The sequence below is a fragment of the Microcoleus sp. N9_B4 genome (assembly GCF_036701635.1).
Taxonomy (GTDB): Bacteria; Cyanobacteriota; Cyanobacteriia; order Cyanobacteriales; family Microcoleaceae; genus Microcoleus.
Genome location: NZ_JAUBRC010000008.1, coordinates 1 through 24,841 on the forward strand (window position 1 = coordinate 1; position 24,841 = coordinate 24,841).

The following is a 24,841-nucleotide window of genomic DNA, read 5'->3' on the forward strand; positions in this document are numbered from 1 at the left end:
CCAGAGGACAGAGCCAAGCAAGTCCGCATCGGTGGCAAAGCTTACCAACTACTGGAACAGAAAGCAGCAGCAGCGGGAATGGCAGTTTCCGCCTACCTCGAAATGCTCATCGGCGGCACTCAACCGCCCGATGAAGAACCGCCAGATGATGAAGGAACGGAACTGACGGCTGAGAAAGAGGAAATTTGCGATCGGGCCGAAGCCTTCGCCAAAGCTAAGCCTTTAGCAGGTTTTGGCAAAAAGAAACCCTCAAAAAGCTATCAAAAAGCTATCACCCCCATTAGATCGGGCGACAAGTCCGACTCATCCTAGTTTTTTAAACCATGAATAACGAGACGAGCGATTTTGGAATGGCTGCCCCTGTCCGACCTGAAATTATCCCGCAACTTACCGCGCTCGACTGCCAAATTGCCGATTTGATGCTGAAGTGTCAGAGCGCGCGCGAACTGGACGAACTCGCCGGAGTGCTAGGCAACCATATAGCTTGCTGCGAGTTTGAACGCGATTCGCTGTTAGGAGTTTCTGACAGTCCGCCACCACCCGCGCCGCTGACAATAACAGATTTACCCGCCAACGAACAACGGCTCATATTTGAAACGGCAACCTTTGGAGCGGTTGGACTGAAAATGATTTTAATGCTTAACCCGCTTGCAAACCCTGAGTACATAATGAATCAGCTCTCCCAAGCAGTACAAATTGCTATGGAGGGTATGAGCGAAGCACAAATTACAGACAGCTTGCATGGATACCTAGAAATGCACAAAAACAATTTGAGTAAAGAGGTTTTTAGGTCTAATTTTCAATCGAATAACAACTAAAAAAAGCAATCGGTCAATTCATAACTTTAACCGATTGCCATCCAGGCTATCTTGACTATTTCTTTCACAATGCCATCTACCAATTTACCATGAATCAAACTCAAAACAGACAGATTGCTGACTTAGTGCAATCCGCCAAAGAACAATTTGGTGATTTTAGCGATGCCAAAAAACAAGAAATTTTTCTCTGCATCAAAGAAGCCAAAGCGCGGGGATTGCTGCGGAAACAACCGCGCGACCTGTGCTTGAGCGAGTATATCAACACCGCTAATTACCTGCTGAGGACTTACTCAACTGAGGAATTCAGCCGCGCATTAACTCAAAACCTTGACTGCATATACGTGTACGTCGCCTTGGTCAGCACCAATTCAATCACAGTTACCGCCTGATGATGGCCACCTCGACTCAGCGGTCGAAACTCCCCTTAATAAGGGGGAGTCGCGGGATGAGTCCTCGGACAAGTGGCGCTTTAAAAAGGAAATTAGCTTAGTTGCTATCTCATCTTCGTAAGCGCCAGCCCGCATTAAACCGGACAAAATAATTGAGCCTTAATCAGTGAAGTAAGCTTAATTGCTTTTGGGAGATTCGTAGGCTCTCTTGTCCTTTCAATTGTCACTCTCCCTAAACTAGATGAAATATTTAATCGTAGGCATTGACGTTTCTCGGTCGTCAATAGCCGCGTGTTTTCTGCTGAAAAAACCCAGCAATCCCCGTGATGACTACTTTGACGCCGACATCGAAGTGTATCAAGCGAACATTGAAAATTTGAATAAATTAAGGGCAAAAATTGAAAGTTACAAAGCTGACAAAATTATTGCTATTTGCGAGCCGACCGGGATGAATTATGCCCAATTGTGGATGAACAAACTTGCGGACTGGGGCGCTGAAGTACGCATGATTTCCAACAGCAAACTCCCCAACTACAGAGCTGAATTAATGGGAAAGGAAGGCAAGAGCGGGGCCAAAACGGATGATATTGATGCTTTTGCTATTGCCTGCTGGTATTTCGACAAAGAACTAGACAGCTACCTAAAAATTCGTGACCCCCTAGTTAGTCGAATCAAACACGTTTGTCTGCGTTTGGAGCACCTCAACCGAGTGCAAAATCCAATCATCAATAGAATGCGGCAAGAATTAAGTTGGCAGTGCCCCGAAATAGCTTTAGTGCGATCGGCAAAACTGCAAGAGGAATTGCCCCCGCTGCTGTGGGGTTGGCTTGCCGGTCAACGAAAATCCCAAAAGTACGATCGCATTTTGGAGACAACGATCGGCTCTGGTATTGAGCCACAAACTCGGTGGGCCGCCAAACAATACTGCGAAATTGAGGAAGAAATCTTTAATCTCAAAAAGCAGCTACTTGAATTGATAGATCATCCCCAGTTTGAGGAATATCGCCGGATTTTTACCAAGTTTGGATTTGGCTACCAGCTCCAAGGCTACTTACTAGGAGCTATTTACCCGATCGAAGATTTCCTCAAAGACGGTCAGGCAGAAATCAAGCTTCGCAAAAACCGCCAGACCGGAAAACAATCCAAACTTAAACTTTCAGAGCGCCGCTTCATGCGAGCCGTAGGCATGGGTGTAGTCCGAGAAGATAGCGGTCAAAAAAAGAAGGGCAAACAATCAGGCAGCGCACTTTGTAGAAAAGCTTTGTGGCAATGGTGTTTTACTCGCTTGGAAGTAGCGCGAAATAATCCGCCGTTACAATTCACTTACGGTCAGGGCAAAGACGCAGAGCAAATATCGCCGGCAGAAAACTTGAGACGCCGAAAAAAAGGGGGAACCCCTATTAAGTTAGCCCGTCAGCGAGTAATTGCCCGGTGCATCCGGGAGTTGTTCAAAGAACTGTGCAGCATTGTCAAAATCTAAAATCTAAAATCCAAAAGACCCGCAGGATTAATCTGTCCGCGGGTCTTTTAATCACCCAAAAATTGTCTACAGTGAAGATGAAGGAATCGAACCCTTACAGTTGCCTGTACCCCAGTTTTCAAGACTGGTTGCCAACCATTTAGCGGCATCTTCCCAGGGGTGTCCGACGGGGCTTGAACCCGCTAATAACTAGCTTCACGGGCTAGCGTCTCGACCGCTTCGACTTCAGACACCGAAAGTGGAGTCAAGGAGAATCGAACTCCTGGCCTCTTGCGTGCAAAGCAAGCGCTCTACCAATTGAGCTATGACCCCGGGTAAAAGATTCATCTGTGGAGTAAATCTAAAATCTAAAATCTAAAATCGAATGACCCTACGTAAAAGATTCACCTGTTGAGTAAATCTAAAATCTAAAATCGAAAATTGGTGTGGTGGATTGCGATCGGATTTGAACCGATATCTTTCTAACAGCCAGTTAGATGCTTTACCAATTAAGCTACGAACCCCAGACAGCAGGAGCGGTAGGACTTGAACCCACAACATTCGAGGTAGAAGCTCGACACTCTATCCAGTTGAGTTACACTCCCGTATTTTTTGTTGATTTGTACGATTCCCTACGGGATAGCTGCGCTTCACGCACTTTGACGTGCAAGTTATCAGAGCATTGCGTTTTCTCAGTTACTAGAGGGACTCCGCCGATGAGTTACTACACACTCTTTAAAGGATGGCTACCTTTAAGCCAACCTGCCGGGTTCATGGCACTCCTCGTTCTCAAACGCCCGCTGAATTTGACAGCGTTACCTTTCCTCTCGTACTAAAGTATGTAGGCTCCAAAAATTGGGACACGCAAAGAGCGATCGCTCTTAATATAAAAAATTATCCATTCAATGGAATCAACCTCCTTAAATTAAAGCAAAAACAACGAGAGTGGTAGGACTTGAACCCACAACATCCGCGTCCGAAGCACGGCGCTCTATCCATTGAGCTACACTCCCATAAATTGGTAGTCCTGACAGGAGATTACCCCGCGTCTGCTTGTAAGGCAAACGCTCTACCATCGAAGCTCAGGACTACAAAAGCGGATGATGGGACTCGAACCCATGCGCTGAGAATGGCATACTCAGATGCTAGCCGCTACATGACATCCGCAAACCGATTTAAAATTTGAGATTTTGGATTTAACTGAGATGTTGCACCATTTTCAATAAGCCTTTTATGGACAGGCAAGATGCCTGTTCCACAAAGAGTATATTTTCTTGTGGAACAGCCATCTTGCCTGTTCTGGAGAAGGGTGCAAGAGGTGAGATTTAACAAACTTCTTGTTTCCCCAAGCGGATAACGAGGCTCGAACTCGTGCCTAGAGTTTGGAAGACTCGAATGCTACCGTTACACCATATCCGCAATTGTGGGGCTGGTGATAGGAATTGAACCTACAACCGACTGATTACAAATCAGTTGCTCTGCCTAATTGAGCTACACCAGCACGCCAAGCAGGTGGCGGGATTTGAACTCGCAAGAAAGCTTTACAAAAGCCTCATGTTGCCAATTACATCACACCTGCATTTTTGGTGGCGGGGGCAGGAGTTGAACCTGCTATTAAGAGGCTTATGAGACCTCCAAGCCTACCCAGGCTACTTCACCCGCGATGTCACCAAATACCCCTGACTGGCATCGAACCAGCACTAACTAGATCCTAAATCTAGCGCCTCTACCGATTGGGCTACAGGGGCAAAACCGATTTGAGATTTGAGATTTGAGATTGAATAAAACCTCATACCCCTGACAGGCCTCGAACCTGCAAAAAACACTCGTTCTGAGCGAGTGATGTTTTCCAATTACATCACAGGGGTAAAGTCGGGATGGTTGGATTTGAACCAACGACTCCATGCTCCCAAAGCATGGCTTCTGGCCGCTGAATTACATCCCGTTCATGCTCCTAGTGAGACTCGAACTCACAATCAAAATAGAACAGATTTTAAGTCTGCCGCGTCTGCCAATTCCGCCACAGGAGCAAGTAGAAACTTAGTTGAAACTTTGGTACTCCTGGTGAGATTTGAACTCACACAACACAATTTTTGAAATTGCGGCCTCTGCCAATTGGGCTACAGGAGTGTAATTGATCTGCTTTGGTAATAGCAGAACTGGGAAGGCAGGGCTCGAACCTGCATTTTGCCGCTTTCAAAGAGCGGTGCCATACCGATTAGGCGACTTCCCAATAATTGGATGCCGAGGCAGGGGTTGAACCTGCAACTTCATGGTTCAGGGCCATGCGACTTGCCTTTCGTCCACTCGGCAATTTAAAAAATGGCTGCCCCAGTAGGACTCGAACCTACAACCTAGCGGTTAACAACCGCTTGCTCTACCATTGAGCTATAAGGCAACGCAATCCCCCAAGTCAGTATCGAACTGACAACCTCTTGTTCTTCACACAAGCGCTCTACCAACTGAGCTATCGGGGGGAAAACGGAGAAGGAGGGATTTGAACCCTCGACGGCTGTTAAACCGCTCTTTCTTAGCAGGAAAGCGCCTTAAGCCTCTCGGCCACCTCTCCACAGCGAGAACGGAGGGATTTGAACCCCCAAATCTTCAGTTTCGTAGACTGAGATGTTATCCAGTTACACCACGTTCTCAAAATTGCAACTGCATATTAAATGCAGTTACAAATGGGTCGGGCTGGAATTGAACCAGCAACGCTTTAAGCTACTGTTTTACAGACAGCTACCCACGCCAATAGGAGGGCCGACCCAAGATAGAAATTTTGGTAGGTCGTCGAGGAATTGAACCTCGATCCATCCGCTTAAAAGGCGGCTGCAAAACCATTCTGCCAACGACCCACGAGAAGTGCTGACGGGAGTTGAACCCGCAATCACTTGGGTGAAAACCAAGCGGCTTAAACCATTTGCCTACAGCACTATAAATTGGCACAGGAACTGAGATTTGAACTCAGAATGCTGGTTTTGGAGACCAGAGTGTTGCCAGTTACACCATCCCTGCTTTTGGTGGCAGTGGCGGGATTTGCACCCGCATTGACCAAGGTATGAACTTGGCGCTTTACTATTAAGCTACGCTGCAATGTCACTTTCGCTTCGTTCCTTTTCAAAGTTAAAAATTTCAATTAAAAGACTGTTAGTTTAATCTTTTAATTTCTAATTTTTAATTTCTGATAGGGAACAGAGGTTAGGGCGGGATTTGAACCCGCGAAAATCGGTTTTGCAGACCGACGCCTTCAACCACTCGGCCACCTAACCTGGAAGTCCCGACGAGGTTTGCACTCGCAATCTTCTCCTTGAGGGGGAGACGGCTTGACTTTTGCCTACGGGACTTTGACCCCCGCCGAAAAACGGATACTTGCTTTCCGACAGGAGGTGTGGATTTTAGACCAAAGTTCCAGTTCCGAGATTCTTCTCCTGTGGAGTAAATCTAAAATCTAAAATCTAAAATCGACTGACGGGAGTAACGAGACTTGAACTCGCAACCTTTCGCTCGACAGGCGACTGCTCTGACCGGTTGAGCTATACCCCCGCGAAAATAAACAATATTCTGTCCTTGAATTACTCAAGTTGGGACGGGGTGGCGGTTGATTCCGCGTACTACAACCCGATCGGGCTATTGTTGCCGGAGTCTACACCGCCGATGTCCACAATTATGTGACATGATTAACTTCCTATTCTGTTTTCAAGGTTCATATTGCTCGTGGGGTAAGGCTTTGAAGCTCTTTCCCCTTCGTAATATATTGATACTACATTGCATAATACAAGACTGTCAAGGGGGTAATACAACTTTTTTTAAAATTGGGTTTTTTAAAGGGGTGTCGATCGCTCCAACCAACCCTCTGCGTTCCCCAAAACCCATATAAATCAAGAGATTTTGCAGCTAAACCGATGTTTTGGCGTAAGGTAAATCTGATGCTGAAACTGTACTACACTCTAATGTCTCTGAATTCTCGCCGTCGCGCGAGGTGGCACTTGTGGAAAATGCGATAATCAGCTTTTACAAATCACACCTTGTCTGAATTGCCCTTAACTCCCGTGCCCGCAACCCCAGAACCCGATCGCCCAAACCTCCCTCACTGGCTACACTCGTTGGATACCTGTCCGAGTACCAACAGTTGGGCGATCGCCCGCGCGGCCCAACTCCACCACGGAGATGCAGTATTTACCAAGCGACAAACCAGCGGGCGCGGCCAACACGGGCGCACCTGGCACGCCCCAAGCGGTGTCTTGACTGTTAGTTTTGTTCTCGACAACCTCAACCCCACTCTGTTGCCCGGGATCAGTTTAGCAGCGGGTTTAGCCGTGATTTACGCGATCGAAGATTTGGTTCCCGACTGTCGCGATATGCTGCGCCTGAAATGGCCAAACGATGTCTGGATCGATCGCCACAAATTAGCCGGAATTCTCTGCGAAGCTACTTCTGGCAATGTTTTGGGTAAAACTCGCGCTGTTGTGGGAATTGGACTCAACCGCTGCGTCGATTTCGCGGCTGCGGGATTGGATGAAAGGGTGATCGGCAATGCGGTAAGCTTGCATTCTATTGCTAGTACAGTACCAGATGAACTGTGTTTGGTCGATCGACTGCGGCACTATTTACTCGAACTAGCCGATATGTTTTCTACCACAGACAAGCCAGCCTCCAAGTCCGGTTTAGCGCTACTTTTACCCGAATTGCGCCGCCGCGATGCGTTGATTGGCTGCCCGGTGGCGATCGAACTTTCCTCAGAAACCATCTGCGGAGAAGCCGCCGGCATTGACGGCAGCGGCCGCTTGTTACTATGCTTGGCGGGCGATCGAATACAAGCCTTTACCTCCGGGCGAGTTCGATTAATTTAAGAGTCATTAGTCATTAGTCATTAGTTAGTAGTTATTTGTTATTTGTTATTTGTTATTTGCTAGCAATGCCCTATGCCCTATGCCCCATGCCCCATGCCCAATTCCCAACTTTAATTTATCACCTCAAATACTACCAATCTGCTCAGCCACAGCGGTTGATTGGCCTCCACACCTTCGGGACGACCCTTAGTAGAAGCAACTTGTATTCTGTTGCCATTTATCCCTTGTCTAACCAAAATATTTTTCACATTTGTCGCCCTTTCCAGTGCCAACTTTTGAGTTTCTACCGGAGTGCTTTTAAAATCGCTGTAGCCAACTACCCTTAAATTCTTCGTGCGATTTTTATCCATATATTCCTTGACTTTGCTAAGCTTTTGTGCTACATCTTTCGCCTGCAAACTTGCCGAGCCTGCACCGAAATACACGCGAACTGGCATTATTATCTTTGGCGGCGGTGGAGTTCCTATTATCACTGTATTTGTTACAGACTTCACCCCCGGAATTTTCTCAAAAGCTTGAGTTATTTTCTGAGCATCTGGCACTTTGCTCACGCTGCCTGCAACGGCGACTTTTCCCTCTGCATAGCGAGCTGAGATATTAATGCTTTCTACTTTATTCAAAAGAGCAGCAGTCCGCTTGACATCGGCTTCTACTAAAACCGGATCAGGAGGTACTTCAACGGCTATAATTTTATTTTCAATTTTTGATTGTGGAGCCGCTTGCTGAGCGATTTTTTCCGCTTTTAATCGCAGATTTTGATTCGGCACTCGTCCCGAAATCTCCAATAATTTATCTTTAACATCTGCAGCGATACGATAAACCGATAACTCTGGAGCAGATTGTAATGCTAAATTCGTATCTGCTTCTAAGCTCGCTTCAACTCTGCTGCGGTATTGATTAATTCCCCAAGGTACGCCAATTAAAGCTAACGCTGCCAAACCGATCATGGGTAAAATGGGAAGTTTACGAGATTTAACTTTTACATCTGTATCGATTAATTTTTGCAATTTCGAGTTGACTTCGGGTGGTACAGTTGCTGGATCGCCGTTAAATGACTGAATTTGATCTCCGTATTCTTGAACAATATTGTTGAATATCGATCGCATTTTGTACTTAAACCACTGGCGGGTTTCTCCTTGCATCACTACTGCCAGATAACACGAACCCGCTACTTCCAATACTATGGTAGATGTGCCGTATTCTATGGCATCAATCTCGGCAATATTTCCCGACTGAGATATGCAATCGTTGACAAAAGCCCGAATAGCAGTCAGCATCCCCGCTACCATGTCTGATTCTAGCTGTTCGCGTTCAGACTGCTGCACTGCTGAAATTACTAAGCCCGATTGTGCTTGAATTAAAAAAACAGCTTTAACACTCAGTGGTGTTGTTTCTTTCATCAGCAATTCTGCTTCTGAAATTCCCTGTAATTTGGCTTGAATTTTGCGACTAATTCCCTCTGGGCTTAAAGATGATTCGAGTTTTTGATTAATGTCCCGAATCATCTCTGCGATGTATTTTAAAATCGTGCTGCCGATGATCGGATAAAGTGCATCCGACATTGCTTCTCGCTTGAGATGAATTTGCTGTTTGATAGCCGCGGCCATTTCCGGCGCGATCGCCATGGCAATTTCATCGGGCGATTCACTCATTCTGTGGCTGATTCCCACAGTCAGAGCCGGTGATATGGCTACTCCCATCGATTGTCTATTTTCTCTGGTTTTGGTATTAATTATTTCATCAATTATCGGACTTATGGTTTCGACAAATGATTTTCTCGACTCATTAATTGTTTGGAGCATCATTTCGGGAAACATGATTTTAATTCGGGCGATTAATTCTTCCCGATCGCCTCCCCATTCAGCATCAGTAATTTTGCGATCGAGTTCCCCTACTTTATCGTTGAGTCTGTAATTATAACTTACAACTTCATCTAACAATGGTAAAATAGATTCGATCACCGACTTTTGTAGTTGGGCGTGATGGCTAACCATCAGCTCGTCAATCAAAGGTTTCAGTAAATCGGTAAACAAGTCTGTCGATTCATAAATTCGGTGTTCGATCGCCACAATCTGTTGTTCGATCTTCCCGAGTCTTTGATCGATCCTTTTATTCTGAATGATGGCATCGACAGTGGGGGCGATCGCAGATTCTATCTCTAGCTTTGCTTCCCCGATGTTTCGAGACAGCATTTCTACAATCACTGGCATTATTCTTGCCATCAACCCTTCTATCTCGGCTAAAACTTGCTGCTGAACTTCGACAATCTTAGTTTCATTATTTAATATTTGTGCTGCAATACCGCTGTTTTGAATAGCCGTGTTGACACCAGGTGCGATCGCCTCTCTCACCTCTAACTTTGTCTCCTCGATTTTCCGGTTCAGCGACTCAATCATTAACGGCATTAATCTTGCCATTATATCTTCCGGCTGACTTTTTTGCTGTCGCTGAAGATTATTTAGTCTACTTTCTACGTCGCTCAATTTTCCTTGAACTTCCCTTTGAAGAATTGCTGATTCTATCAAAGGTTGGATGTTTGCTGCTACTTGTAATTTTGATTCATCGATTTTCTGATTCAGCAAATCAGTTATTGCCGGCATTAGCATCGCCATTATCTCTTCTGGCTTCTGAATTGGCGACTGTTGCGTAGCCAGTCGGCGTTCGATGATGCTCAATACTTTTTCTTCTATTTCTACCCAAGCTATTCTTACCTGTACTGAGGGGGCGACAGCTTCTACAACCTCTAATTTTAATTCACTAATTTTTCGGTTCAGCAAATCGCTAACTACTGGTACTAGCTGCTTGATTAAATCTTCCGGTTGCTGCTGGTAACGCTGCTGAATATTCGCAACTCTATCTTCAATTCTTACTACCTGTTCTTCAAGTCCGTTTTGATTGTGAATTACTTGATTGACTCTCGGTGCGATCGCCGAAGCCACCTCTAACTTAGACTCCTCTACCTTACGGTTGAGTAGATCGCCCACCACTGGCATCAGCCGTTGGATTAAGTGTTCTGTATTCGGCAGTGGCTGCTGGTTCAAATTAGCAATCTGATTTTCCCAATCTGCTAATTTTGCCTCCAACTCGATCGGATTAATTTTATTATTGCTCGCGAGGTCGATCGCCTTTTTTAATTCCAACTTCAACCCATCTAATTCATCTCTCACTAATTCAGGAATTAACGGTTTCAGTAAAATCATCAACTCTTCGGGCTCAGACATCAACTTCTCAAAATTTTCTAACCTTTGTTCCACGCTCAAAACATTACTGTAAAATTCCGGTAAATCCCTTTCAAACAGTAGTTGTTGCAACTGTTTAAACTGCTCTACTGCTTGTTCTAATTCTTCCTCCGAGTGCCGATTATTTTTGGCTACCTTCCCGACCATAGATAAATCGGGTTCCTGATTATTGTTTTCTCGTCTTTGAGATGGGATCTCTTCATCGTTAGTTAATACTTCCGGTACAATACTCGGTGATTCGATCCGAAAAGACAATTGTTGGCGCCGATTTTCCTCATCCTCCAACCGCTGCACAGACTTTTCCGAAAGCGGTAACTTCAGCTCGCTTGGTTCTTTTTTGGATTTTTTTAATAACTGAAATTCAGTCAGTATGGTTAGCAATTCCTGAAGTTGCTCTCCCGCTTTAGAACTTGCCAGAGTTGCATCAGAAACCTCTTTCTCTGACTGATATATTTTGCCTGAATTATCATTAGATGCTGCCATACTGCGCTACCAATAGTTGATTTTAATCGACCGAAGGAAATTACCAGCTTGCTTGCCGCCTCACCCCAGCGAAAATCAATAGGAATGACACAATTGTTCCAAGCGTCAGGCGTACTAAAGCTATCGCCCTATTTTAACTGCTGCTCTGCGACTAGCCAACTGGGCCGCCAACTGCAATGCTGCCTTCATGCTGGAGGCATCCGCAATCCCTTGACCTACAATATCAAAAGCTGTGCCGTGATCCGGAGATGTGCGGACAAAAGGCAAGCCAATTGTAGTGTTGACTGCTTTATCGAAAGCCATCAATTTTACTGGAATCAACCCCTGGTCGTGGTACATTGCCAAGTAACCGTCGTGAGCTTCCTTGGCTAAACCGTACCAAACTTTAGCCGGTTTTACCCACAGGGTATCGGGGGGGACTGGCCCGTCTAACTGCACTTGAGGAAAGCGATCGCGCTGCGTTTCCAACCAAGGTATCATCCAGTCTTGCTCTTCATTTCCCAGTTTGCCATTTTCGCCGCTGTGAGGATTTAAGCCAGAAATCGCAATTTTCGGTCTTTCCCGCCCAAAATCTTCCCGCAAACAGTCTATCAGTAATTCTAGTTTTTCACTCAGTAATTCTGGACTTAAAGCATCGGGGACTTGACGGAGCGAAATATGTGTGGTAGCGAGTAAAGTTACTAGCGTCCAGCCACTGTGTGGAGATGTGGCGGCAAACAGCATTCCGAATCGCTGCGATTTCGCCCTTTCTGCGAGGAGTTCTGTTTGTCCGGGATAATTGTAACCTGCCGCCTGCCAGCAAGTTTTGGAAATCGGGCCTGTGACGATCGCGGAGAATTCGCCGGCGATGGTACGGGCGATCGCACTTTCCATGTAAGCAAAGCTAGCCGCCCCGCTAGCTGCACTCCCGACACCGGGGACAATTTCGCCCCACTTGTTGTCTGGTTCGATATCAATAATATTTAATGTTTCGGGATTTGCCGCTTCTGCAGCAGGATTGCTCGATCGCAACTTATCGTAAGTTTGCTGCAAAACTCTCCTAGAACCTATAACCGTTACCCTCAAACCAGCAGCGGAATCTGCCAATGCCTTGAGAATCACTTCCGGGCCAATTCCCGCTGGATCTCCCAGAGTTACAGCTAGTTTTGATTCCCGATCGAGACTCAAGGCAGTTTTCTCCAACAAAATACAGGAATTTCGGCACTGAAATTTTAGCATTCATGTACCTGGTTGCCCCAAATTATATTATCTTTATTTAATGCGATCGCCCAATTGGACATATCAAAATCATGAATCCTGAAATTTTCAATGCAGCCTTTTTGTCCTTTTCCCTAATTTTCGTGGGTATAGGTGGAGGCTTCCTCCTGCTCAAATTGCAAGGCGGCGAAGAATAAGTTTTTTTCAACCAATCCTTCAGAAGCCTTCTACCTTCTGCCTTCTAGAGTCTACTTGCTGCCGAAAGCAAGCCTTCTGGCGAATATCTCAAGCCTAAAATGAGAAAATTTCAGGTTTTTGTTAAGTTTTTATAACAAACTTAACAAAAACCTGATACCATCTTATAGAAAGTTTAAGATTCATAATTAATCCCTAGATGACTTTATTGATTTTAGGTGCCACCGGCACTCTCGGCCGCCAAATAGCCCGCCGCGCCCTAGACGAGGGCTACCAGGTGCGCTGTTTAGTCAGAAGTTACAGAAAAGCTGCATTTTTGAAAGAATGGGGCGCTGAACTCGTACCGGGAAACCTTTGCCAGCCAGACAGTCTGCCTCCGGCCCTAGAAGGCGTCAGTGCTATTATCGATGCAGCAACAGCAAGTGCAGCCGATTCTGTCAGCATCAAAAGAGTAGACTGGGACGGAAAAGTATCGCTGATCCAAGCAGCAGCAGCAGCAGGCATCAAGCGTTACATATTCTTTTCCTTTCTCGACGCGGAGAAATATCCCCAAGTCCCCTTGTTGGAAATCAAGCGCTGTACCGAATTGTTCTTAGCAGAATCCGGTCTAGACTACACAATCTTGAGACCTTGCGGCTTTTTGCAAGGACTGTTGAGCCTGTATGCAATGCCGATTTTGGACAATCAGGCAGTCTGGCTGCCCAATAAGCCATCTGCCCTTGCCTACATGAACACTCAGGACGTTGCTAAATTTGCCGTCCGGGCTCTTTCCGTTCCTGAAACCGAGAAAAAAAGCTTTCCGGTGGTGGGAAATCGCGCTTGGGATGCAGAAGAAATTGTGCGGTTGTGCGAACGGCTGTCAGGGAAGCAAGCCAAAATTACGCGCACCCCAGACGCCTTGTTGAAGGCTACTCGTCAATTTGCTAAGTTCTTTCAGTGGAGTTGGAACGTAGCTGACAGATTGGCTTTTTCAGAAGTTTTAGCCGCCGGAAAACCCTTGAAAGCTCCGATGGATGATGTTTACAGTGTCTTCGGAATCGACCCGAAAGAAACTACTACTTTGGAGTCTTATCTCGAAGAATACTTTAATCTGATTATGAAGAAGCTCAAGGAAATAGAGTACGAGCAGCTTAAGACTAAAAAACGGAGTAAACAAAAAATGCCCTTTACATTTTAAAGTGCCGAAAGCTGGGATTATATACAACGACGTTAAACCTGTGGCTTGTCGCATTGCCGCAGAGTTGGAAGACAAGCTGACTGCCCGCGGCTGGGAGGTTTGCTCGGTTTCTGGTTCCGGAGGAATTCTGGGCTATTCTAGCCCCGATCGCCCCCTGTGCCACACTCAGATCGAACAACTCGTCCCCCCCGGTTTTGACAGCGACATGGAGTTTGCAGTGGTTTTGGGCGGCGACGGTACGGTGCTGTCGGCATTTCGCCAAGTCGCTCCTATTGGAGTGCCGCTGTTGACTGTCAATACCGGTCACATGGGCTTTTTAACAGAAACTTACCTGAACTTGCTGCCGCAAGCTTTGGAAAAGGTAATCGCCGGAGAATACGAAATAGAAGAAAGATCGATGCTGGCGGTGCGGCTGTTTCGAGAAAACGACTGCCTCTGGGAAGCCCTTTGTCTCAATGAAATGGTGCTGCACCGGGAACCGCTGACTTGTATGTGTCATTTTGAAGTGGCGATCGGTCAGCACGCCTCTATTGACATTGCTGCAGATGGAGTCATCATCGCAACTCCCACAGGATCGACAGCTTACGCCCTTTCTGCCGGTGGCCCTGTCATCATTCCCGGAGTGCCGGTGTTGCAGTTGCTGCCTATTTGCCCGCATTCAATGGCTTCGCGGGCTTTGGTGTTTTCCAACACTGAGCCGGTCAAGATTTTGCCGGCGAGTCCGAACCGCCTGGTAATGGTGGTAGACGGGAACGGCGGATGTTATGTTCTGCCCGAGGATTGGGTGCAAGTCGAGCGAGCTCAGTACCCAGCCCGCTTTATTCGGGTGCAATCTTTTGAGTTTTTCCACATTTTGCGGGAAAAATTGGGCTGGGGCTTGCCTCACATTGCTAAACCGAGTTCGGTTGAGTTGCCATGATAGTTGTTGTTGACACTCCCCGACGATCGAGGTACGGGGATTGTTGGCTCAACCAGTTGGCTTGCTCGTAGATATCATATCAAGTCCTAGCTGTAGGAAATCGCAATTCCCGTTCCCGTTTTTCACCGATTGAAGGGATTTTGATTTCTTTATCTGTTGATAAATCGTAGAATAAAGCAGCAATTAGTGTTGGTAATGTAGCCCGACATTTATCCACCGGAATCCTTAATTCTCGATCGAGCTTCCGAATCATCTGCAAAGTCAGGCAGCGTTTGCGAGATAACGCTCCCAATCAGTGGCGGTAGCTATCTCAGGACTCAGCACAGCGACTCTCGTCCGTCCGCTGCATTGGGGTTGTTATATTTCGCCTTCATTGCCTCAATGCTGATGCCCTTTCCTTCTCGGCAACTTGCAAATAACCTGACAGGTCGTTTTTGACCGAAAGCATCCTGAATACAAGCCCCCGGATTCATCCGTCCACAAATAAAAAACCTGTATCCGATAAAGGAGCCCCCGAATTTATCCGTGGGGTCAATGCTAAAATCTAAAATCTAAAATCTAAAATCTAAAATCTAAAATCGATTGACTTCATCAATCGGGACTTGCTTAATTCCTCTCTCCTACCGAACTCGGCTAACCACCTCATTGCCTCCGATTTCTCTCGAAATGGAGTTTATTTCTATTCCCTATTCCCTAATTTACACAAACATTTTTTGCAGCAAGCCTTTTTTGAATTGTTCGGTGCGCTGAATCTGTTACCCCACTGCTTCAGTTTGGGTCATGGAAGGGAGATTGATATATTTGTAAGCCTTCGATAAAGCGAAAATCTTTGAGGTTTAGGGTATAAAGGCTAATGTTATGGGTTAGGGCGGTGGCGGCAATCATGGCATCGGGAATTGTGAGTTTATGGCTTAGGGAATATTGCGCCATGAGTTCGATGAATTGCTCGCTCGATGGGCCGATCGATGGGAATATTTTGAAGTAAGTCGAGGTGTTTTTGAATGCGGTTTAGTTCGTTTTTGTTGAGTGCGCCATAGTACAGTTCGGCTCTGGTGATAATGCTAATGGTTAAGGTCTGGCTGCCGATTTGCCGTAGTTATTGAATGATGGCGGTATTGTTTTTATAGAATTCGATGAGAATATTGGTGTCACACAAAATCATTGGTTTTCTTTACCCCATGCGTCTTTGCGAATGTCGTCTAGGGTGATATTTTTTCCTTCCCAGATTCCTGCTAGCTCAAAAAAGGATTGTTCTCGATCGGAGTCATCGTTTTTTTGTTCTATCGTTTTAGTTTGGCTGGCTTGAAATTCTAGAAATTCGATAAATTCAATAATTTTATTGCGTTGTTCTGGGGAAAAATGTTGGATTTTTTGGATTGCCATTTCTAGGGTTAACATGGGTTTCTCCTTGGTTGGTTTTGGTACTATTTTAACGATTTACACAAACATTTTTTGTAGTCTGATAATAAAGGTCAAGGCGATCGGTTTATGGGGTGGATTGTCCGTTAAAGTAGTCAATCCAGACGCTGGAATCAACAATAATTATGGGCTTACTATTGTTCCGTATCCGTTCTCATGCGATTGAGGTCGCCGTCCCAGGCGAGTTTACCCCGTAGCGCACGTAGGTTCTCTTGGTTTTTCATTTGGATCAGCAGGCTCAGGGCCAGTTCGATGACTTCTTGTTGTGCAGTCAGTCCGGTGACTTGGAGCGCATTGGTGATGAGGGAGTTATCGATTTCGATCGTGCTTTTCATAGGTGCTTTTGGGGTGAGTTTTATCGATCGCGCTTTCATCCGATTATAAGCGATCGCCCATCGGCAGCGATCGACATCTTTAGATTGGGTGTGATAATTTAGTCGATTCAGATAGTTTATTCAGGTTCTGGTATAAGGTCGAAGCCGCGATAAACTTGCTCGATATTACGCCCCGTTTATAGGTTTGCAGGAGTTGATGTCTAAAACATTGATAAACTTAATTCCTTGACCATATTGGGATTTATCCGCATTGATTCCATTTTTGAAATCCAACATTTCGCCAAGATATTTAATAAGCTGTAAACTTTCTGAGAATTCAGAAAATCTTAGTTGAGGAACGCCTTTCTTCGATTTATTGCTCATAACGGCACCTCAATCCCCAACTCCTCACAAAATCCCCGAATCATTCGGCAACTTGGGCGACAACTTTTCATCAAAAAGTAATTTCATGCGGATAAGGTGGCGGTCATAAACCGACGCTCACGGTCAGCAGCATAAGCTATGCAGGCTTTTAAATCTTCTCGCGTCAGATCGGGGAAATCGTCGAGAATTTCTGCTTCGGTCATCTCGGAAGCCAGGTACTCAAGCACTTCATAAACCGTAATTCGCAAGCCGCGCACACAAGGCTTACCACCGCGTTTATTTGCTTCGATCGTGATATGGTTTCGGTAGTTCATAGTTGGAATTATCGTCCTTGTGTTCTCGACCTTTGCAAAATCTTAGCCTAGGGCTGCGGATCTGGCCAGGTTGTCAATCTTGTTTTTAATCTGCTTCTGAGCACATCAGGATTAAGAGAGGGAAACTGCTAACAGATAAAGTTTTATTCTTCTACCCGATAGCCCAATTCGGCTAAACGAGTACGCGACTGCCGCCACTTCGGCTGCACCTTGACAAATAACTCCAAATACACTTTGCCTTCAATTAACTTTTGAATCTGTTCGCGGGCCGCACTGCCGATCGACTTGAGCATACTGCCGCTTTTACCGATTAAAATACCTTTTTGGGAATCCCGTTCGACGTGAATTGTCGCCAGAATGCGCGTAATTTTTGCTTCTTCTTGAACTATGTCGATCGCGATTGCTACCGAATGCGGCACTTCTTCCCGCGTCAGCAGCAAAATCTGTTCCCGAATCAATTCGCCCATAATAAAGCGTTCCGGCTGGTCAGTCACCAAATCGGGCGGATAATAGTAAGGCCCAACCTCCAAATGTTCGATTAACAATTGTTGCAGCGGCTCGACACCCTCGCCCGTGAGAGCGGAAAATTTCACTACAGGCCACTCAGGATTGACAATTTGCTCGTAAGTTCGATCGATCAACACGGAATCCTCCGGTTGTTCGTCCAACTTATTCATCCCCAAAATCACCGGAACTTTGCAATTGCTGAGAATTTCGACAATATATCGATCGCCCCCTCCCGATTCTACCGAACCATCCACCACAAACAGCACCACATCCACCGACTGAATCGCTGTGCGGGCATTCTGCACCAAAACCTTGCCCAATTGGTGATGTGGCTTGTGAATTCCGGGAGTATCTACAAAAATAATTTGTGCTTCAGGTGTCGTTAGGATGCCCCGCAGCCTGTTGCGCGTCGTCTGAGACACCGGCGAAGTAATCGCAATTTTCTGCCCCACCAACTGATTCATCAGCGTTGATTTTCCGACATTCGGGCGTCCGACAATACCCACAAAGCCCGATTTGTAACCCGCCGGAGCCACGGGAACACCCATAATGTCCGATACGTCGATAAATTTACTATCTTCCACTAAAATCACCTATTTTCAAGCCCCTTCTCTGTCTATTGTCGCCTGAAAATACTCAAACGCCCATCGATGCACTGTAGCATCTTTCTCGCCCTGGTATGGCGCGCCACACTCAAACCTCGATCGAGCCGCAAACCAGTGTTAAAACGTGATACGCGATCGGCAAAACTTGATATCTGAGACAAAATTTGATAAAGTTCCAATGACATCGCTCAAAAATGAATCATTCTGGTAAAACCGACTCCCCAATGCTGTAACAACTTCAGATGTGTAAATATCTAACTCAACTGAAACTTTTCTACAGTTTGTCAGGCCAACCAGTTTTAACATTTTTGAGAATGTTTGGTAATAAATTAGGCAGGTTAAACTCAAACTCAAAAGCTCAATGTCATGAGGCGCTTTTTTCATAAAAGCTACTGTTTTTAGAACCTACCTAATTAGTGCTAATCATCATAAAGTTGAGGAGATGAATCAGATGAAATCGAAATTATTTTGGAGTTGCTGCACCGTTTTGGTAGCAAGCTTGCCTGTTTCCGCCTTGGCTCAAACCAGCCCTCCCACCAGCCCTCAAGCAGGTATTGACTACAAGGGTGGCTCGAAGAAATATCAGTTGGTACCGGGCAGAATCCAAGACCGAACCTTGCCCAAAGCCTTTGACTTTCCAATTATTACCAATGTTGGTACTGACACTAGCATCACCTCGGATTTCCTAATTACCGATCAGTTTCGCGCCCCAGCGGGTCGTACAGAATACACCGGAGCTCTCACCGCCTGGGCAGCATCAATCAGAGAATGTCTCGCCAAACAACCACTCTTGATTCGAGCCAGCACCAAGAACCCGATTCAGATTAATGGTAGAGTAGGCACGATTGTCAGAAACGCAAATAACCGTGCAGTTTGCAAATAAGCCAGCAATATCACAGGGGCTAAATTGACCGTAATTGCTGTAAGGGCGGGTTCACCAATATCTCCCATGCAAGCATCGATACAGTAAACCCGTCACCGCAGCGATATTGGGGTCAATCGAAGCCAGTTGATATAACTTCCGCTATCTAAAGATAAAAACTAGAGAGTGTTTTTGAACAAAAAGAGCAATAGAAAACCTATTGCTCTTTTTGTTGGCGAAATTTCAATTAATATTTATTAGGACTTATATAGCAATCCTTGCAGGAGTCGTAAATTTTTCACCCCACCCCAACCCTCCCCGAACTCGCGGGGAGGGAGTAAGAAATTCACAAATGATTTAGGATTGCTATATGATATCGGCTGAAACGACATCATATAAGAGGTTTGTAGTTAGGAATGCAAGCCCTTATCAAAGTTTAAGGACTTGCATTCCTCACTGCAAACGACATAATTACGCAGAAACCAGCTTTTTTCCAAAAAATCCCGTGGAACCCGAAGAATATGGATTTTAACACCTGGTTTATGAATGTTTGTCTGCGTAATTCACGATTTAGTAGCGCAAAATTCATGTGTACTCAGTAAAATTTCGCCATAATCAGGAATCCAAGCTAGCCACTGTTCTTCCGAACATTCACACAACAGCCACGCTTCGTCAAAGCTGAATGCTGTTGGCGGATTGAACAATTTAACCCACATAGAAGGAGTCAATTTTGGTGCAGGTACGGCGCAGCCAAATTTTTCCCAGTCGCTGACACTGGCGAAGCTTCCGGGCGTTGGTTGGGATTGCCAAGTACGAATATCTGTTTGCAGTTGCATAACTACTCCTGTCTAGCTAAGAGTCTGCACCAGGGCGCGGTTGAAACAACGCAGAGCGAAGGCGCAGATAAACTTTGATTATGTAGTCTATGTTACGGAATTATCTAGGCGAATGTGTAACGTTGTAGCAAAAATTTACAATCGAGAGGAAAACACAGGCTCAAAGCTGAAAAGGTCGATCGGCTATTGTTCAGCTCGGCAAAAATCGCCTACCATAGCAAACAACATCTGATATCGTTTCGGGCTGCATCGTCAGGTGATAAATTAGAGGGCAATTCATGAATGATTGTTACAAGTCGCCACCTATCTCGGCGCAATTTTCAGTTGTTCGATTCACAGTCAACAGTCAACAGTCAACAGTCAACATCATTTCGGTGCAACCGGAATAGATATGATTTATTTCAAAAATTCCGACATGAACCCAACTGCCAAATCCCAGTGGAAAACTCTAGATCGCTTTGTAGAAATCAACTCTCATTGGGTAAAACTAATCGCCGAACATCTCGAAACAACCGAAGGAAAAACAGTAGAATATTGGCGAGTAGAAAGAGCAGATTCAGTGGTAATCTTGACAATTCAAGCTGGAAAATTGCTATTTCCCACACCGATGTATCGCCCCGGCGTGGCATCCGCAACCCTCGATTTTCCCGGCGGTCGCCTACCAGCCGAAGCCACTCCAGCAGCGGCCGTTCCAGCTATAATCAAGAAAGAATTAGGCGTGACAGAAAGTGCGATCGCCCGCATCGAACCGATCAACACCGTCGGCTGGGCAATAAACAGTTCCTTCTCCAATCAAAAACTCTACGGTTTTGTTGCAGAATTGCACCCTACAGCAATAGTAAACCCCGAACTTATCGGTGCGGAATATCCTGTCACCTCAGATGGAATTCGCGACTTGCTTAAAAATTTAACTTGCCTCCAATGTCGAGCCTTACTGCTAGAATGGCAAAATCAAGTCGATTTTAGATTTTAGAATTGGGAATTGTCCCCCGATGCTCGCTGATTTGAATTTTAGGACTTACGCTCATAAACCGGGTTTCTCTGACAAATTTTGGGTTAAGCAGCAAATTATCTCAGAAAAAAACCGGGTTTCTAGCTCCTTGTCTGTAAGTCCTAAAATTCCTGAAAACCCAAATCACCGGAACTAATCATGCCTCTCAATCATGAAGTTGCTGTCGAATGCCTCGACGTGACATATCGCCTCAACCGCAGGCATTTAGTAGACAAACTCAATTTCAAAGTGCTGCAAGGTGAAGTTTTAGTATTGCTGGGACGCAGCGGGAGTGGCAAAACTACTACCATGAAATTGATTAATAATTTACTAACGCCAAGCAGCGGCGAAGTTCTTGTCATGGGAAAACCGACAACTCAGTGGAACCCAATTCAACTGCGCCGAAAAATTGGCTATGTCATTCAAGAAATTGGTTTATTTCCCCATTTTACCGTCGAGCAAAACGTCGGTTTAGTGCCAAAATTAGAAGGTTGGGAGGGCGATCGTATTCAGTCTCGCGTCCGCCAACTGTTAGAATTAGTCAACCTCGACCCCCAGCACTTCGCCAAACGCTATCCCCATCAGTTATCCGGCGGACAGAGGCAGCGGGTAGGCGTCGCCAGAGCACTGGCCGCTGACCCTCCGATATTGTTAATGGACGAACCGTTTGGTGCTTTAGACCCGATTACTCGTCTGGAATTACAGCGGGAATTCGGTCAATTGCAGCAGCAACTCGGCAAAACTGTGATTTTTGTGACTCACGGCATTCAAGAAGCTTTTTTGTTAGCTTCTAGAATTGGTTTGATGCAAGACGGACGGTTGATTGAATTGGCAACACCTAATGATTTTATCGCATCTCAGCATCCAGAAGCGGGGGCATTTCTTGAATGTTTGCAATTACCCGGGACGGGGTAATAATATAATGTGCGATCGCATCATTCGTTTATGGGTATGGCTGGGTTTTTGAAGCTGATGGCGGGAAATTAAATATATTGGTGAACCCACTCCTACGAGATATTCGATTATACCATAATTTACAAGTCCGAATTCCTAATTACTAATTCCTACATGATGCAATTTATCAATCGGTATGGCGCTGAGATAATTCAGCGCGCAACTGAACACTTATATTTAGTAACTGTTGCAATTTTTATCGCTATTATTGTGGGGATGCCCCTGGGAATTTTAGCCACGAGAAAACCAAAATTGAAAAAGCCAATTTTGGGATTTGCTAATATTATGCAAACCATTCCCAGTTTAGCTTTGTTTGGCTTGCTAATCCCGGTGCCGATAGTGGGTGGAATAGGCGATCGCACGGCAATTATCGCCCTCACTCTGTATTCTTTACTGCCAATTATCCGCAATACTTATACTGGTATTGTCGGCGTCGATCCAGCGATTACGGAAGCCGGAAGAGGCATGGGGATGACTGATATGCAACTGTTATGGCAAGTGGAAATTCCCCTGGCACTAGGCGTGATTCTGGCGGGGGTGCGAGTTGCTGCGGTAATTGCGATCGGACTTGCTACAATCGCCGCTGCAATTGGCGCGGGTGGCTTGGGGGTGTTTATTTTTCGTGGCGTTGCTACAGTCAACAATCAGTTACTTTTGGCTGGGGCAATTCCGGCCGCTTTAATGGCATTAGTTGCGGATTTTGGGCTGGGTTTGGTAGAAGCCCGCCTCTCGAAAAGTACATTAAAAACTCTTAATCAGGACTAAAATCCTGACTGCCATCTGTCAGCTTTGTCACTCTCTGCAAACCAGAATTATTCGCAGGATTCGCTATCAGATTGCGGATTTCATTTGAGCGTTCCATGTACTCTCGATCGCTCAAAACAGCTTGGCTTCCCTCCAGGGAAATAGCATCTGCCAAATCGATCCAAGAACGGCAACCGCCGTATTCAGGAATGTAGGGAATTTCGCGGATTTCTGCAAGGCGATAAGCCCGCAGCAATAAAATATAAATTGGCTGAGTTTGTTTCCATTTCAGGCGATCGCTGACAAAATTTTCATTCCAAATATGGTAAGAAAATAGCGCAGTAATTGCCGGTTCCCAAGCTACCAAAAAAACATCAGTAATCTCCGCCCAACTGCCGATTCTAATAACTTCAGGATGCCAACCAGATTCGACAGTCTTGACTTGATGTGCAAACTCCGGCTTTAATAAACCCGACTGTTGGTGTTCAAAAGTTGGATACAGCAAAACCTGCTTGTCAGTGACATTGAACTGTCCTGCTTGCTCGCGAATTCCCCCCTTCCGCAACAGCACAATCGTTTGACCTTGTTCCAAAGCATTAACTGCTACATTCCATTCTTTCAGCGCCTTAGTAGTTGATTTCATAGGAATTTAGTTGGGTTTTAACAATAGTAACAAAAATCGGTATTTTCAAGCAAGTACAGCCATTTTTTATTTTTTGGGTGCATCTCACTTTGGCGAGTATGCCCAAAAAGGGTTAAAATGAAAAAGCTAGTAAAATTGCCAAATAAAGATGAGGTAAAGAAAATGACACCCTCAGACCAAGAACAGCTAAAAGCCTACTTAAAAGCCGCCGCAGAAATTCTTTACAGAAATACGGATCCAACCGAGTTAGAAAGTTTTGACAGTATAGAAAAATCTCTCCGTCAGAAAATGCTAGAAGAAGTGGGTCCAGAACTAGGTAGCTTTTTTTTTCAGCAGCATCAGGGATTCAAACAGGAAAATCCAGAAAAATAAAATCAATAGTCGGTTCGCTCGAAATTACAGACAATCAAGCGAAATATTTTGGATTGAAAGCTTATAGTCAATTCAGTCCACTGATGGAAAAATGCTGTCTTTTAATCAGTGCCAACGAATCTTATCAAATGGCAGAAAAAGATTTAGAGATTTTCACTGGTATCAAAATCTCTCACAGTACATTACATAGATTAGTCAAGCGACAAGAATTTGAATTACCTATATCTAAACAAGGAGTCCAAGAAATTACATTAGATGGCGGAAAAGTCAGACTACGCAACGAATCTAAAGGCGAAGGGTGTTACTGGAAAGACTATAAAGCCGTTTGTTTCGATAATGTTTATTCGGGAGCATTCTTTCAAAATAATCAAGATTTAATTGATTGGACTAACAGCCAAAAATTGCTACATCCTATGTATTGTTTGGGAGATGGTCATGCCGGAATTTGGAAGATATTTCAAGAAATCGGAGATGTCGAACAAAGACAAGAAATTTTAGATTGGTATCATCTAAAAGAAAATCTTTACAAGATAGGAGGCTCACTAAAACGTTTAAAGCTAGCAGAAAATATGTTGTGGCAAGGCAAAATAGATGAAGTCATTAATCTATTTAAAGAAATGAAAAAAAAAGAAGTTAAAACATTTTGTAACTATTTAGAAACCCATCGTTGTCGAATAGTCAACTACCAATACTATAAAGAAGAATCCATAAGTTCGATTGGTTCTGGAACAGTTGAATCAATTATTAAACGAATTGGATTCAGGGTCAAAATATCAGGAGCGCAATGGAATATTGAGAGTGTTCCCTCTATCCTTTCTCTTCGCTGTGCTTACCTCAACGGTCAACTTTCAATTTGATGTATTTGCCAAAGTGAGATGCACCCCATTTTTTCCTGTTAAAATAAGGTAGTCGTGACTATAGCCATCCTAAATCATTTGTGAATTTCTTACTCCCTCCCCTTGATAAGGGGAGGGTTGGGGTGGGGTCAAAAATTTACGACTTCTGCAAGGATTGCTATATGCAAGACTACCTTATTTTGATAAAGACAATAATTGGTTGGACTACATCGTGGGCAAACTGCTGTTATCTTTATTACTCTAACTATAAAATAATCGTCTCTTCTTTCTCCAAGCTATCCTCTACTATCACACCGGGGATATTCAGCAATTTTGT

Annotated in this window: 23 protein-coding genes, 28 tRNA genes and 1 pseudogene; 13 read left to right on the plus strand and 39 right to left on the minus strand. The window is 45.0% G+C overall.

Annotated elements, in window-relative coordinates; all coding sequences use genetic code 11:
• The 4 genes and pseudogenes from QUA43_RS07165 to QUA43_RS07180 all read left to right on the plus strand — a co-directional run.
• Window positions 1–312, plus strand: a pseudogene (locus tag QUA43_RS07165) (hypothetical protein); the annotation flags it as partial.
• A gap of 38 nt (window positions 313–350) precedes the next feature.
• Window positions 351–818, plus strand: coding sequence for a hypothetical protein (locus QUA43_RS07170; protein ID WP_333372284.1), 468 nt, complete (start codon window positions 351–353; stop codon window positions 816–818).
• Window positions 819–907: 89 nt separating this feature from the next.
• Window positions 908–1,207: a hypothetical protein gene (locus QUA43_RS07175; RefSeq protein ID WP_333372286.1), complete on the plus strand. Its 300-nt coding sequence runs from the start codon at window positions 908–910 to the stop codon at window positions 1,205–1,207.
• Window positions 1,208–1,448: 241 nt separating this feature from the next.
• A complete protein-coding gene (locus QUA43_RS07180) occupies window positions 1,449–2,687 on the plus strand; it encodes an IS110 family transposase (protein WP_333372288.1) in 1,239 nt (412 codons plus the stop codon).
• A 72-nt stretch (window positions 2,688–2,759) separates the two neighbouring features.
• On the opposite strand, the gene QUA43_RS07185 is transcribed toward QUA43_RS07180, so the two are convergent.
• The 28 genes from QUA43_RS07185 to QUA43_RS07320 form a co-directional block, all read right to left on the minus strand.
• A tRNA-Ser gene (locus tag QUA43_RS07185) sits at window positions 2,760–2,840 on the minus strand.
• Between the two features lie 5 nt (window positions 2,841–2,845).
• A tRNA-His gene (locus tag QUA43_RS07190) sits at window positions 2,846–2,920 on the minus strand.
• Window positions 2,921–2,926: 6 nt separating this feature from the next.
• Window positions 2,927–2,999: transfer RNA gene (locus tag QUA43_RS07195), tRNA-Ala, on the minus strand.
• Window positions 3,000–3,113: 114 nt separating this feature from the next.
• Window positions 3,114–3,190 (minus strand) — tRNA-Ala (locus tag QUA43_RS07200).
• 7 nt (window positions 3,191–3,197) lie between these two features.
• Window positions 3,198–3,271: transfer RNA gene (locus tag QUA43_RS07205), tRNA-Arg, on the minus strand.
• A gap of 335 nt (window positions 3,272–3,606) precedes the next feature.
• Window positions 3,607–3,679, minus strand: a tRNA-Arg gene (locus QUA43_RS07210).
• Window positions 3,680–3,685: 6 nt separating this feature from the next.
• Window positions 3,686–3,756: transfer RNA gene (locus QUA43_RS07215), tRNA-Val, on the minus strand.
• Between the two features lie 258 nt (window positions 3,757–4,014).
• Window positions 4,015–4,085, minus strand: a tRNA-Gly gene (locus QUA43_RS07220).
• 5 nt (window positions 4,086–4,090) lie between these two features.
• Window positions 4,091–4,167, minus strand: a tRNA-Thr gene (locus tag QUA43_RS07225).
• Between the two features lie 6 nt (window positions 4,168–4,173).
• Window positions 4,174–4,245: transfer RNA gene (locus tag QUA43_RS07230), tRNA-Thr, on the minus strand.
• 95 nt (window positions 4,246–4,340) lie between these two features.
• Window positions 4,341–4,414 (minus strand) — tRNA-Leu (locus tag QUA43_RS07235).
• Between the two features lie 124 nt (window positions 4,415–4,538).
• Window positions 4,539–4,611: transfer RNA gene (locus QUA43_RS07240), tRNA-Pro, on the minus strand.
• Between the two features lie 4 nt (window positions 4,612–4,615).
• Window positions 4,616–4,696, minus strand: a tRNA-Leu gene (locus QUA43_RS07245).
• Window positions 4,697–4,719: 23 nt separating this feature from the next.
• Window positions 4,720–4,796 (minus strand) — tRNA-Leu (locus QUA43_RS07250).
• A gap of 29 nt (window positions 4,797–4,825) precedes the next feature.
• A tRNA-Gln gene (locus QUA43_RS07255) sits at window positions 4,826–4,899 on the minus strand.
• 5 nt (window positions 4,900–4,904) lie between these two features.
• Window positions 4,905–4,979: transfer RNA gene (locus tag QUA43_RS07260), tRNA-Gln, on the minus strand.
• 10 nt (window positions 4,980–4,989) lie between these two features.
• Window positions 4,990–5,064, minus strand: a tRNA-Asn gene (locus tag QUA43_RS07265).
• Window positions 5,065–5,070: 6 nt separating this feature from the next.
• A tRNA-Phe gene (locus QUA43_RS07270) sits at window positions 5,071–5,143 on the minus strand.
• 5 nt (window positions 5,144–5,148) lie between these two features.
• Window positions 5,149–5,235, minus strand: a tRNA-Ser gene (locus QUA43_RS07275).
• A 4-nt stretch (window positions 5,236–5,239) separates the two neighbouring features.
• Window positions 5,240–5,314, minus strand: a tRNA-Arg gene (locus QUA43_RS07280).
• Window positions 5,315–5,348: 34 nt separating this feature from the next.
• Window positions 5,349–5,430: transfer RNA gene (locus QUA43_RS07285), tRNA-Tyr, on the minus strand.
• Between the two features lie 13 nt (window positions 5,431–5,443).
• Window positions 5,444–5,518, minus strand: a tRNA-Lys gene (locus QUA43_RS07290).
• 5 nt (window positions 5,519–5,523) lie between these two features.
• A tRNA-Glu gene (locus QUA43_RS07295) sits at window positions 5,524–5,597 on the minus strand.
• A gap of 6 nt (window positions 5,598–5,603) precedes the next feature.
• Window positions 5,604–5,678, minus strand: a tRNA-Trp gene (locus tag QUA43_RS07300).
• Window positions 5,679–5,681: 3 nt separating this feature from the next.
• Window positions 5,682–5,756: transfer RNA gene (locus tag QUA43_RS07305), tRNA-Met, on the minus strand.
• A gap of 102 nt (window positions 5,757–5,858) precedes the next feature.
• Window positions 5,859–5,932 (minus strand) — tRNA-Cys (locus tag QUA43_RS07310).
• A tRNA-Glu gene (locus QUA43_RS07315) sits at window positions 5,933–6,007 on the minus strand.
• 125 nt (window positions 6,008–6,132) lie between these two features.
• Window positions 6,133–6,206 (minus strand) — tRNA-Asp (locus tag QUA43_RS07320).
• A gap of 482 nt (window positions 6,207–6,688) precedes the next feature.
• Between QUA43_RS07320 and QUA43_RS07325 the strand changes: the two genes are divergently transcribed.
• A complete protein-coding gene (locus tag QUA43_RS07325; protein ID WP_333372290.1) occupies window positions 6,689–7,513 on the plus strand; it encodes a biotin--[acetyl-CoA-carboxylase] ligase in 825 nt (274 codons plus the stop codon).
• A 110-nt stretch (window positions 7,514–7,623) separates the two neighbouring features.
• On the opposite strand, the gene QUA43_RS07330 is transcribed toward QUA43_RS07325, so the two are convergent.
• Together QUA43_RS07330 and pdxA are read right to left on the minus strand one after the other, a co-directional pair.
• A complete protein-coding gene (locus tag QUA43_RS07330; protein WP_333372292.1) occupies window positions 7,624–11,235 on the minus strand; it encodes an OmpA family protein in 3,612 nt (1,203 codons plus the stop codon).
• A gap of 120 nt (window positions 11,236–11,355) precedes the next feature.
• Window positions 11,356–12,453 carry a 4-hydroxythreonine-4-phosphate dehydrogenase PdxA gene (gene pdxA, locus QUA43_RS07335; protein ID WP_333372294.1) on the minus strand — a complete coding sequence of 366 codons (1,098 nt, stop codon included), beginning with the start codon at window positions 12,451–12,453 and terminating at the stop codon, window positions 11,356–11,358.
• Between the two features lie 71 nt (window positions 12,454–12,524).
• Between pdxA and petM the strand changes: the two genes are divergently transcribed.
• The 3 genes from petM (at window position 12,525) to QUA43_RS07350 (ending at window position 14,723) form a co-directional block, all read left to right on the plus strand.
• Complete coding sequence (gene petM, locus QUA43_RS07340; RefSeq protein WP_172189541.1) at window positions 12,525–12,629, plus strand: cytochrome b6-f complex subunit PetM; 105 nt, start codon at window positions 12,525–12,527, stop codon at window positions 12,627–12,629.
• A gap of 197 nt (window positions 12,630–12,826) precedes the next feature.
• Complete coding sequence (locus QUA43_RS07345; RefSeq protein ID WP_333165488.1) at window positions 12,827–13,804, plus strand: NmrA family NAD(P)-binding protein; 978 nt, start codon at window positions 12,827–12,829, stop codon at window positions 13,802–13,804.
• Window position 13,805: 1 nt separating this feature from the next.
• Complete coding sequence (locus tag QUA43_RS07350) at window positions 13,806–14,723, plus strand: NAD(+) kinase (protein WP_190657000.1); 918 nt, start codon at window positions 13,806–13,808, stop codon at window positions 14,721–14,723.
• A 79-nt stretch (window positions 14,724–14,802) separates the two neighbouring features.
• On the opposite strand, the gene QUA43_RS07355 is transcribed toward QUA43_RS07350, so the two are convergent.
• From QUA43_RS07355 to era, 7 genes are all read right to left on the minus strand, one after another.
• Complete coding sequence (locus tag QUA43_RS07355; protein ID WP_333372297.1) at window positions 14,803–15,015, minus strand: hypothetical protein; 213 nt, start codon at window positions 15,013–15,015, stop codon at window positions 14,803–14,805.
• A 476-nt stretch (window positions 15,016–15,491) separates the two neighbouring features.
• A complete protein-coding gene (locus tag QUA43_RS07360) occupies window positions 15,492–15,698 on the minus strand; it encodes a PIN domain-containing protein (protein WP_333372584.1) in 207 nt (68 codons plus the stop codon).
• A 183-nt stretch (window positions 15,699–15,881) separates the two neighbouring features.
• Window positions 15,882–16,121: a DUF2281 domain-containing protein gene (locus tag QUA43_RS07365; RefSeq protein WP_333372299.1), complete on the minus strand. Its 240-nt coding sequence runs from the start codon at window positions 16,119–16,121 to the stop codon at window positions 15,882–15,884.
• Window positions 16,122–16,276: 155 nt separating this feature from the next.
• Complete coding sequence (locus QUA43_RS07370; protein ID WP_333372301.1) at window positions 16,277–16,477, minus strand: type II toxin-antitoxin system VapB family antitoxin; 201 nt, start codon at window positions 16,475–16,477, stop codon at window positions 16,277–16,279.
• A 165-nt stretch (window positions 16,478–16,642) separates the two neighbouring features.
• Window positions 16,643–16,840, minus strand: coding sequence for a hypothetical protein (locus QUA43_RS07375; protein WP_333372303.1), 198 nt, complete (start codon window positions 16,838–16,840; stop codon window positions 16,643–16,645).
• Window positions 16,841–16,923: 83 nt separating this feature from the next.
• Window positions 16,924–17,154 carry a DUF433 domain-containing protein gene (locus tag QUA43_RS07380; protein ID WP_006634608.1) on the minus strand — a complete coding sequence of 77 codons (231 nt, stop codon included), beginning with the start codon at window positions 17,152–17,154 and terminating at the stop codon, window positions 16,924–16,926.
• Window positions 17,155–17,297: 143 nt separating this feature from the next.
• Window positions 17,298–18,209: a GTPase Era gene (gene era / locus QUA43_RS07385; RefSeq protein WP_333040924.1), complete on the minus strand. Its 912-nt coding sequence runs from the start codon at window positions 18,207–18,209 to the stop codon at window positions 17,298–17,300.
• A 508-nt stretch (window positions 18,210–18,717) separates the two neighbouring features.
• On the opposite strand from era, the gene QUA43_RS07390 reads away from it, so the two are divergent.
• A complete protein-coding gene (locus tag QUA43_RS07390) occupies window positions 18,718–19,149 on the plus strand; it encodes a hypothetical protein (RefSeq protein ID WP_333251636.1) in 432 nt (143 codons plus the stop codon).
• 542 nt (window positions 19,150–19,691) lie between these two features.
• On the opposite strand, the gene QUA43_RS07395 is transcribed toward QUA43_RS07390, so the two are convergent.
• Entirely contained in the window at window positions 19,692–19,964 is a 273-nt protein-coding gene (locus QUA43_RS07395) for a hypothetical protein (RefSeq protein ID WP_333372305.1), read from the minus strand.
• 391 nt (window positions 19,965–20,355) lie between these two features.
• Between QUA43_RS07395 and QUA43_RS07400 the strand changes: the two genes are divergently transcribed.
• From QUA43_RS07400 to QUA43_RS07410, 3 genes are all read left to right on the plus strand, one after another.
• Window positions 20,356–20,937 carry an NUDIX hydrolase gene (locus QUA43_RS07400; protein WP_333372307.1) on the plus strand — a complete coding sequence of 194 codons (582 nt, stop codon included), beginning with the start codon at window positions 20,356–20,358 and terminating at the stop codon, window positions 20,935–20,937.
• Window positions 20,938–21,114: 177 nt separating this feature from the next.
• The gene (locus tag QUA43_RS07405; RefSeq protein ID WP_333372309.1) at window positions 21,115–21,870 is read left to right on the plus strand and encodes an ATP-binding cassette domain-containing protein; all 756 of its coding nucleotides are present in this window, start codon (window positions 21,115–21,117) and stop codon (window positions 21,868–21,870) included.
• A 153-nt stretch (window positions 21,871–22,023) separates the two neighbouring features.
• Window positions 22,024–22,674 carry an ABC transporter permease gene (locus QUA43_RS07410; protein WP_333372312.1) on the plus strand — a complete coding sequence of 217 codons (651 nt, stop codon included), beginning with the start codon at window positions 22,024–22,026 and terminating at the stop codon, window positions 22,672–22,674.
• On the opposite strand, the gene QUA43_RS07415 is transcribed toward QUA43_RS07410, so the two are convergent.
• Window positions 22,661–23,296 (minus strand): DUF1802 family protein, encoded by a 636-nt coding sequence (locus QUA43_RS07415; RefSeq protein WP_333372314.1) that lies wholly within the window; start codon window positions 23,294–23,296, stop codon window positions 22,661–22,663. The genes QUA43_RS07410 and QUA43_RS07415 overlap by 14 nt on opposite strands.
• A gap of 162 nt (window positions 23,297–23,458) precedes the next feature.
• Between QUA43_RS07415 and QUA43_RS07420 the strand changes: the two genes are divergently transcribed.
• Window positions 23,459–24,525, plus strand: a protein-coding gene (locus QUA43_RS07420; protein WP_333372586.1) for an ISKra4 family transposase whose coding sequence is annotated in 2 segments (ribosomal slippage) — window positions 23,459–23,627 and window positions 23,627–24,525 — 1,068 coding nt in all. Because the reading frame shifts where the segments join, the coding sequence is not laid out codon by codon here.
• Window positions 24,526–24,841 lie beyond the last annotated feature (316 nt).

What these genes read in the sequence shown, in the direction of transcription:
- QUA43_RS07170 (WP_333372284.1), top strand. Translation starts at nt 351, where the DNA reads ATGGCTGCCCCTGTCCGACCTGAAATTATCCCGCAACTTACCGCGCTC.
- QUA43_RS07175 (WP_333372286.1), top strand. Translation starts at nt 908, where the DNA reads ATGAATCAAACTCAAAACAGACAGATTGCTGACTTAGTGCAATCCGCC.
- QUA43_RS07180 (WP_333372288.1), top strand. Translation starts at nt 1,449, where the DNA reads ATGAAATATTTAATCGTAGGCATTGACGTTTCTCGGTCGTCAATAGCC.
- QUA43_RS07330 (WP_333372292.1), bottom strand. Translation starts at nt 11,235, where the DNA reads ATGGCAGCATCTAATGATAATTCAGGCAAAATATATCAGTCAGAGAAA.
- pdxA (WP_333372294.1), bottom strand. Translation starts at nt 12,453, where the DNA reads ATGCTAAAATTTCAGTGCCGAAATTCCTGTATTTTGTTGGAGAAAACT.
- petM (WP_172189541.1), top strand. Translation starts at nt 12,525, where the DNA reads ATGAATCCTGAAATTTTCAATGCAGCCTTTTTGTCCTTTTCCCTAATT.
- QUA43_RS07345 (WP_333165488.1), top strand. Translation starts at nt 12,827, where the DNA reads ATGACTTTATTGATTTTAGGTGCCACCGGCACTCTCGGCCGCCAAATA.
- QUA43_RS07365 (WP_333372299.1), bottom strand. Translation starts at nt 16,121, where the DNA reads ATGTTAACCCTAGAAATGGCAATCCAAAAAATCCAACATTTTTCCCCA.
- QUA43_RS07370 (WP_333372301.1), bottom strand. Translation starts at nt 16,477, where the DNA reads ATGAAAAGCACGATCGAAATCGATAACTCCCTCATCACCAATGCGCTC.
- QUA43_RS07375 (WP_333372303.1), bottom strand. Translation starts at nt 16,840, where the DNA reads ATGAGCAATAAATCGAAGAAAGGCGTTCCTCAACTAAGATTTTCTGAA.
- QUA43_RS07380 (WP_006634608.1), bottom strand. Translation starts at nt 17,154, where the DNA reads ATGAACTACCGAAACCATATCACGATCGAAGCAAATAAACGCGGTGGT.
- era (WP_333040924.1), bottom strand. Translation starts at nt 18,209, where the DNA reads ATGGGTGTTCCCGTGGCTCCGGCGGGTTACAAATCGGGCTTTGTGGGT.
- QUA43_RS07390 (WP_333251636.1), top strand. Translation starts at nt 18,718, where the DNA reads ATGAAATCGAAATTATTTTGGAGTTGCTGCACCGTTTTGGTAGCAAGC.
- QUA43_RS07395 (WP_333372305.1), bottom strand. Translation starts at nt 19,964, where the DNA reads ATGCAACTGCAAACAGATATTCGTACTTGGCAATCCCAACCAACGCCC.
- QUA43_RS07400 (WP_333372307.1), top strand. Translation starts at nt 20,356, where the DNA reads ATGATTTATTTCAAAAATTCCGACATGAACCCAACTGCCAAATCCCAG.
- QUA43_RS07405 (WP_333372309.1), top strand. Translation starts at nt 21,115, where the DNA reads ATGCCTCTCAATCATGAAGTTGCTGTCGAATGCCTCGACGTGACATAT.
- QUA43_RS07410 (WP_333372312.1), top strand. Translation starts at nt 22,024, where the DNA reads ATGATGCAATTTATCAATCGGTATGGCGCTGAGATAATTCAGCGCGCA.
- QUA43_RS07415 (WP_333372314.1), bottom strand. Translation starts at nt 23,296, where the DNA reads ATGAAATCAACTACTAAGGCGCTGAAAGAATGGAATGTAGCAGTTAAT.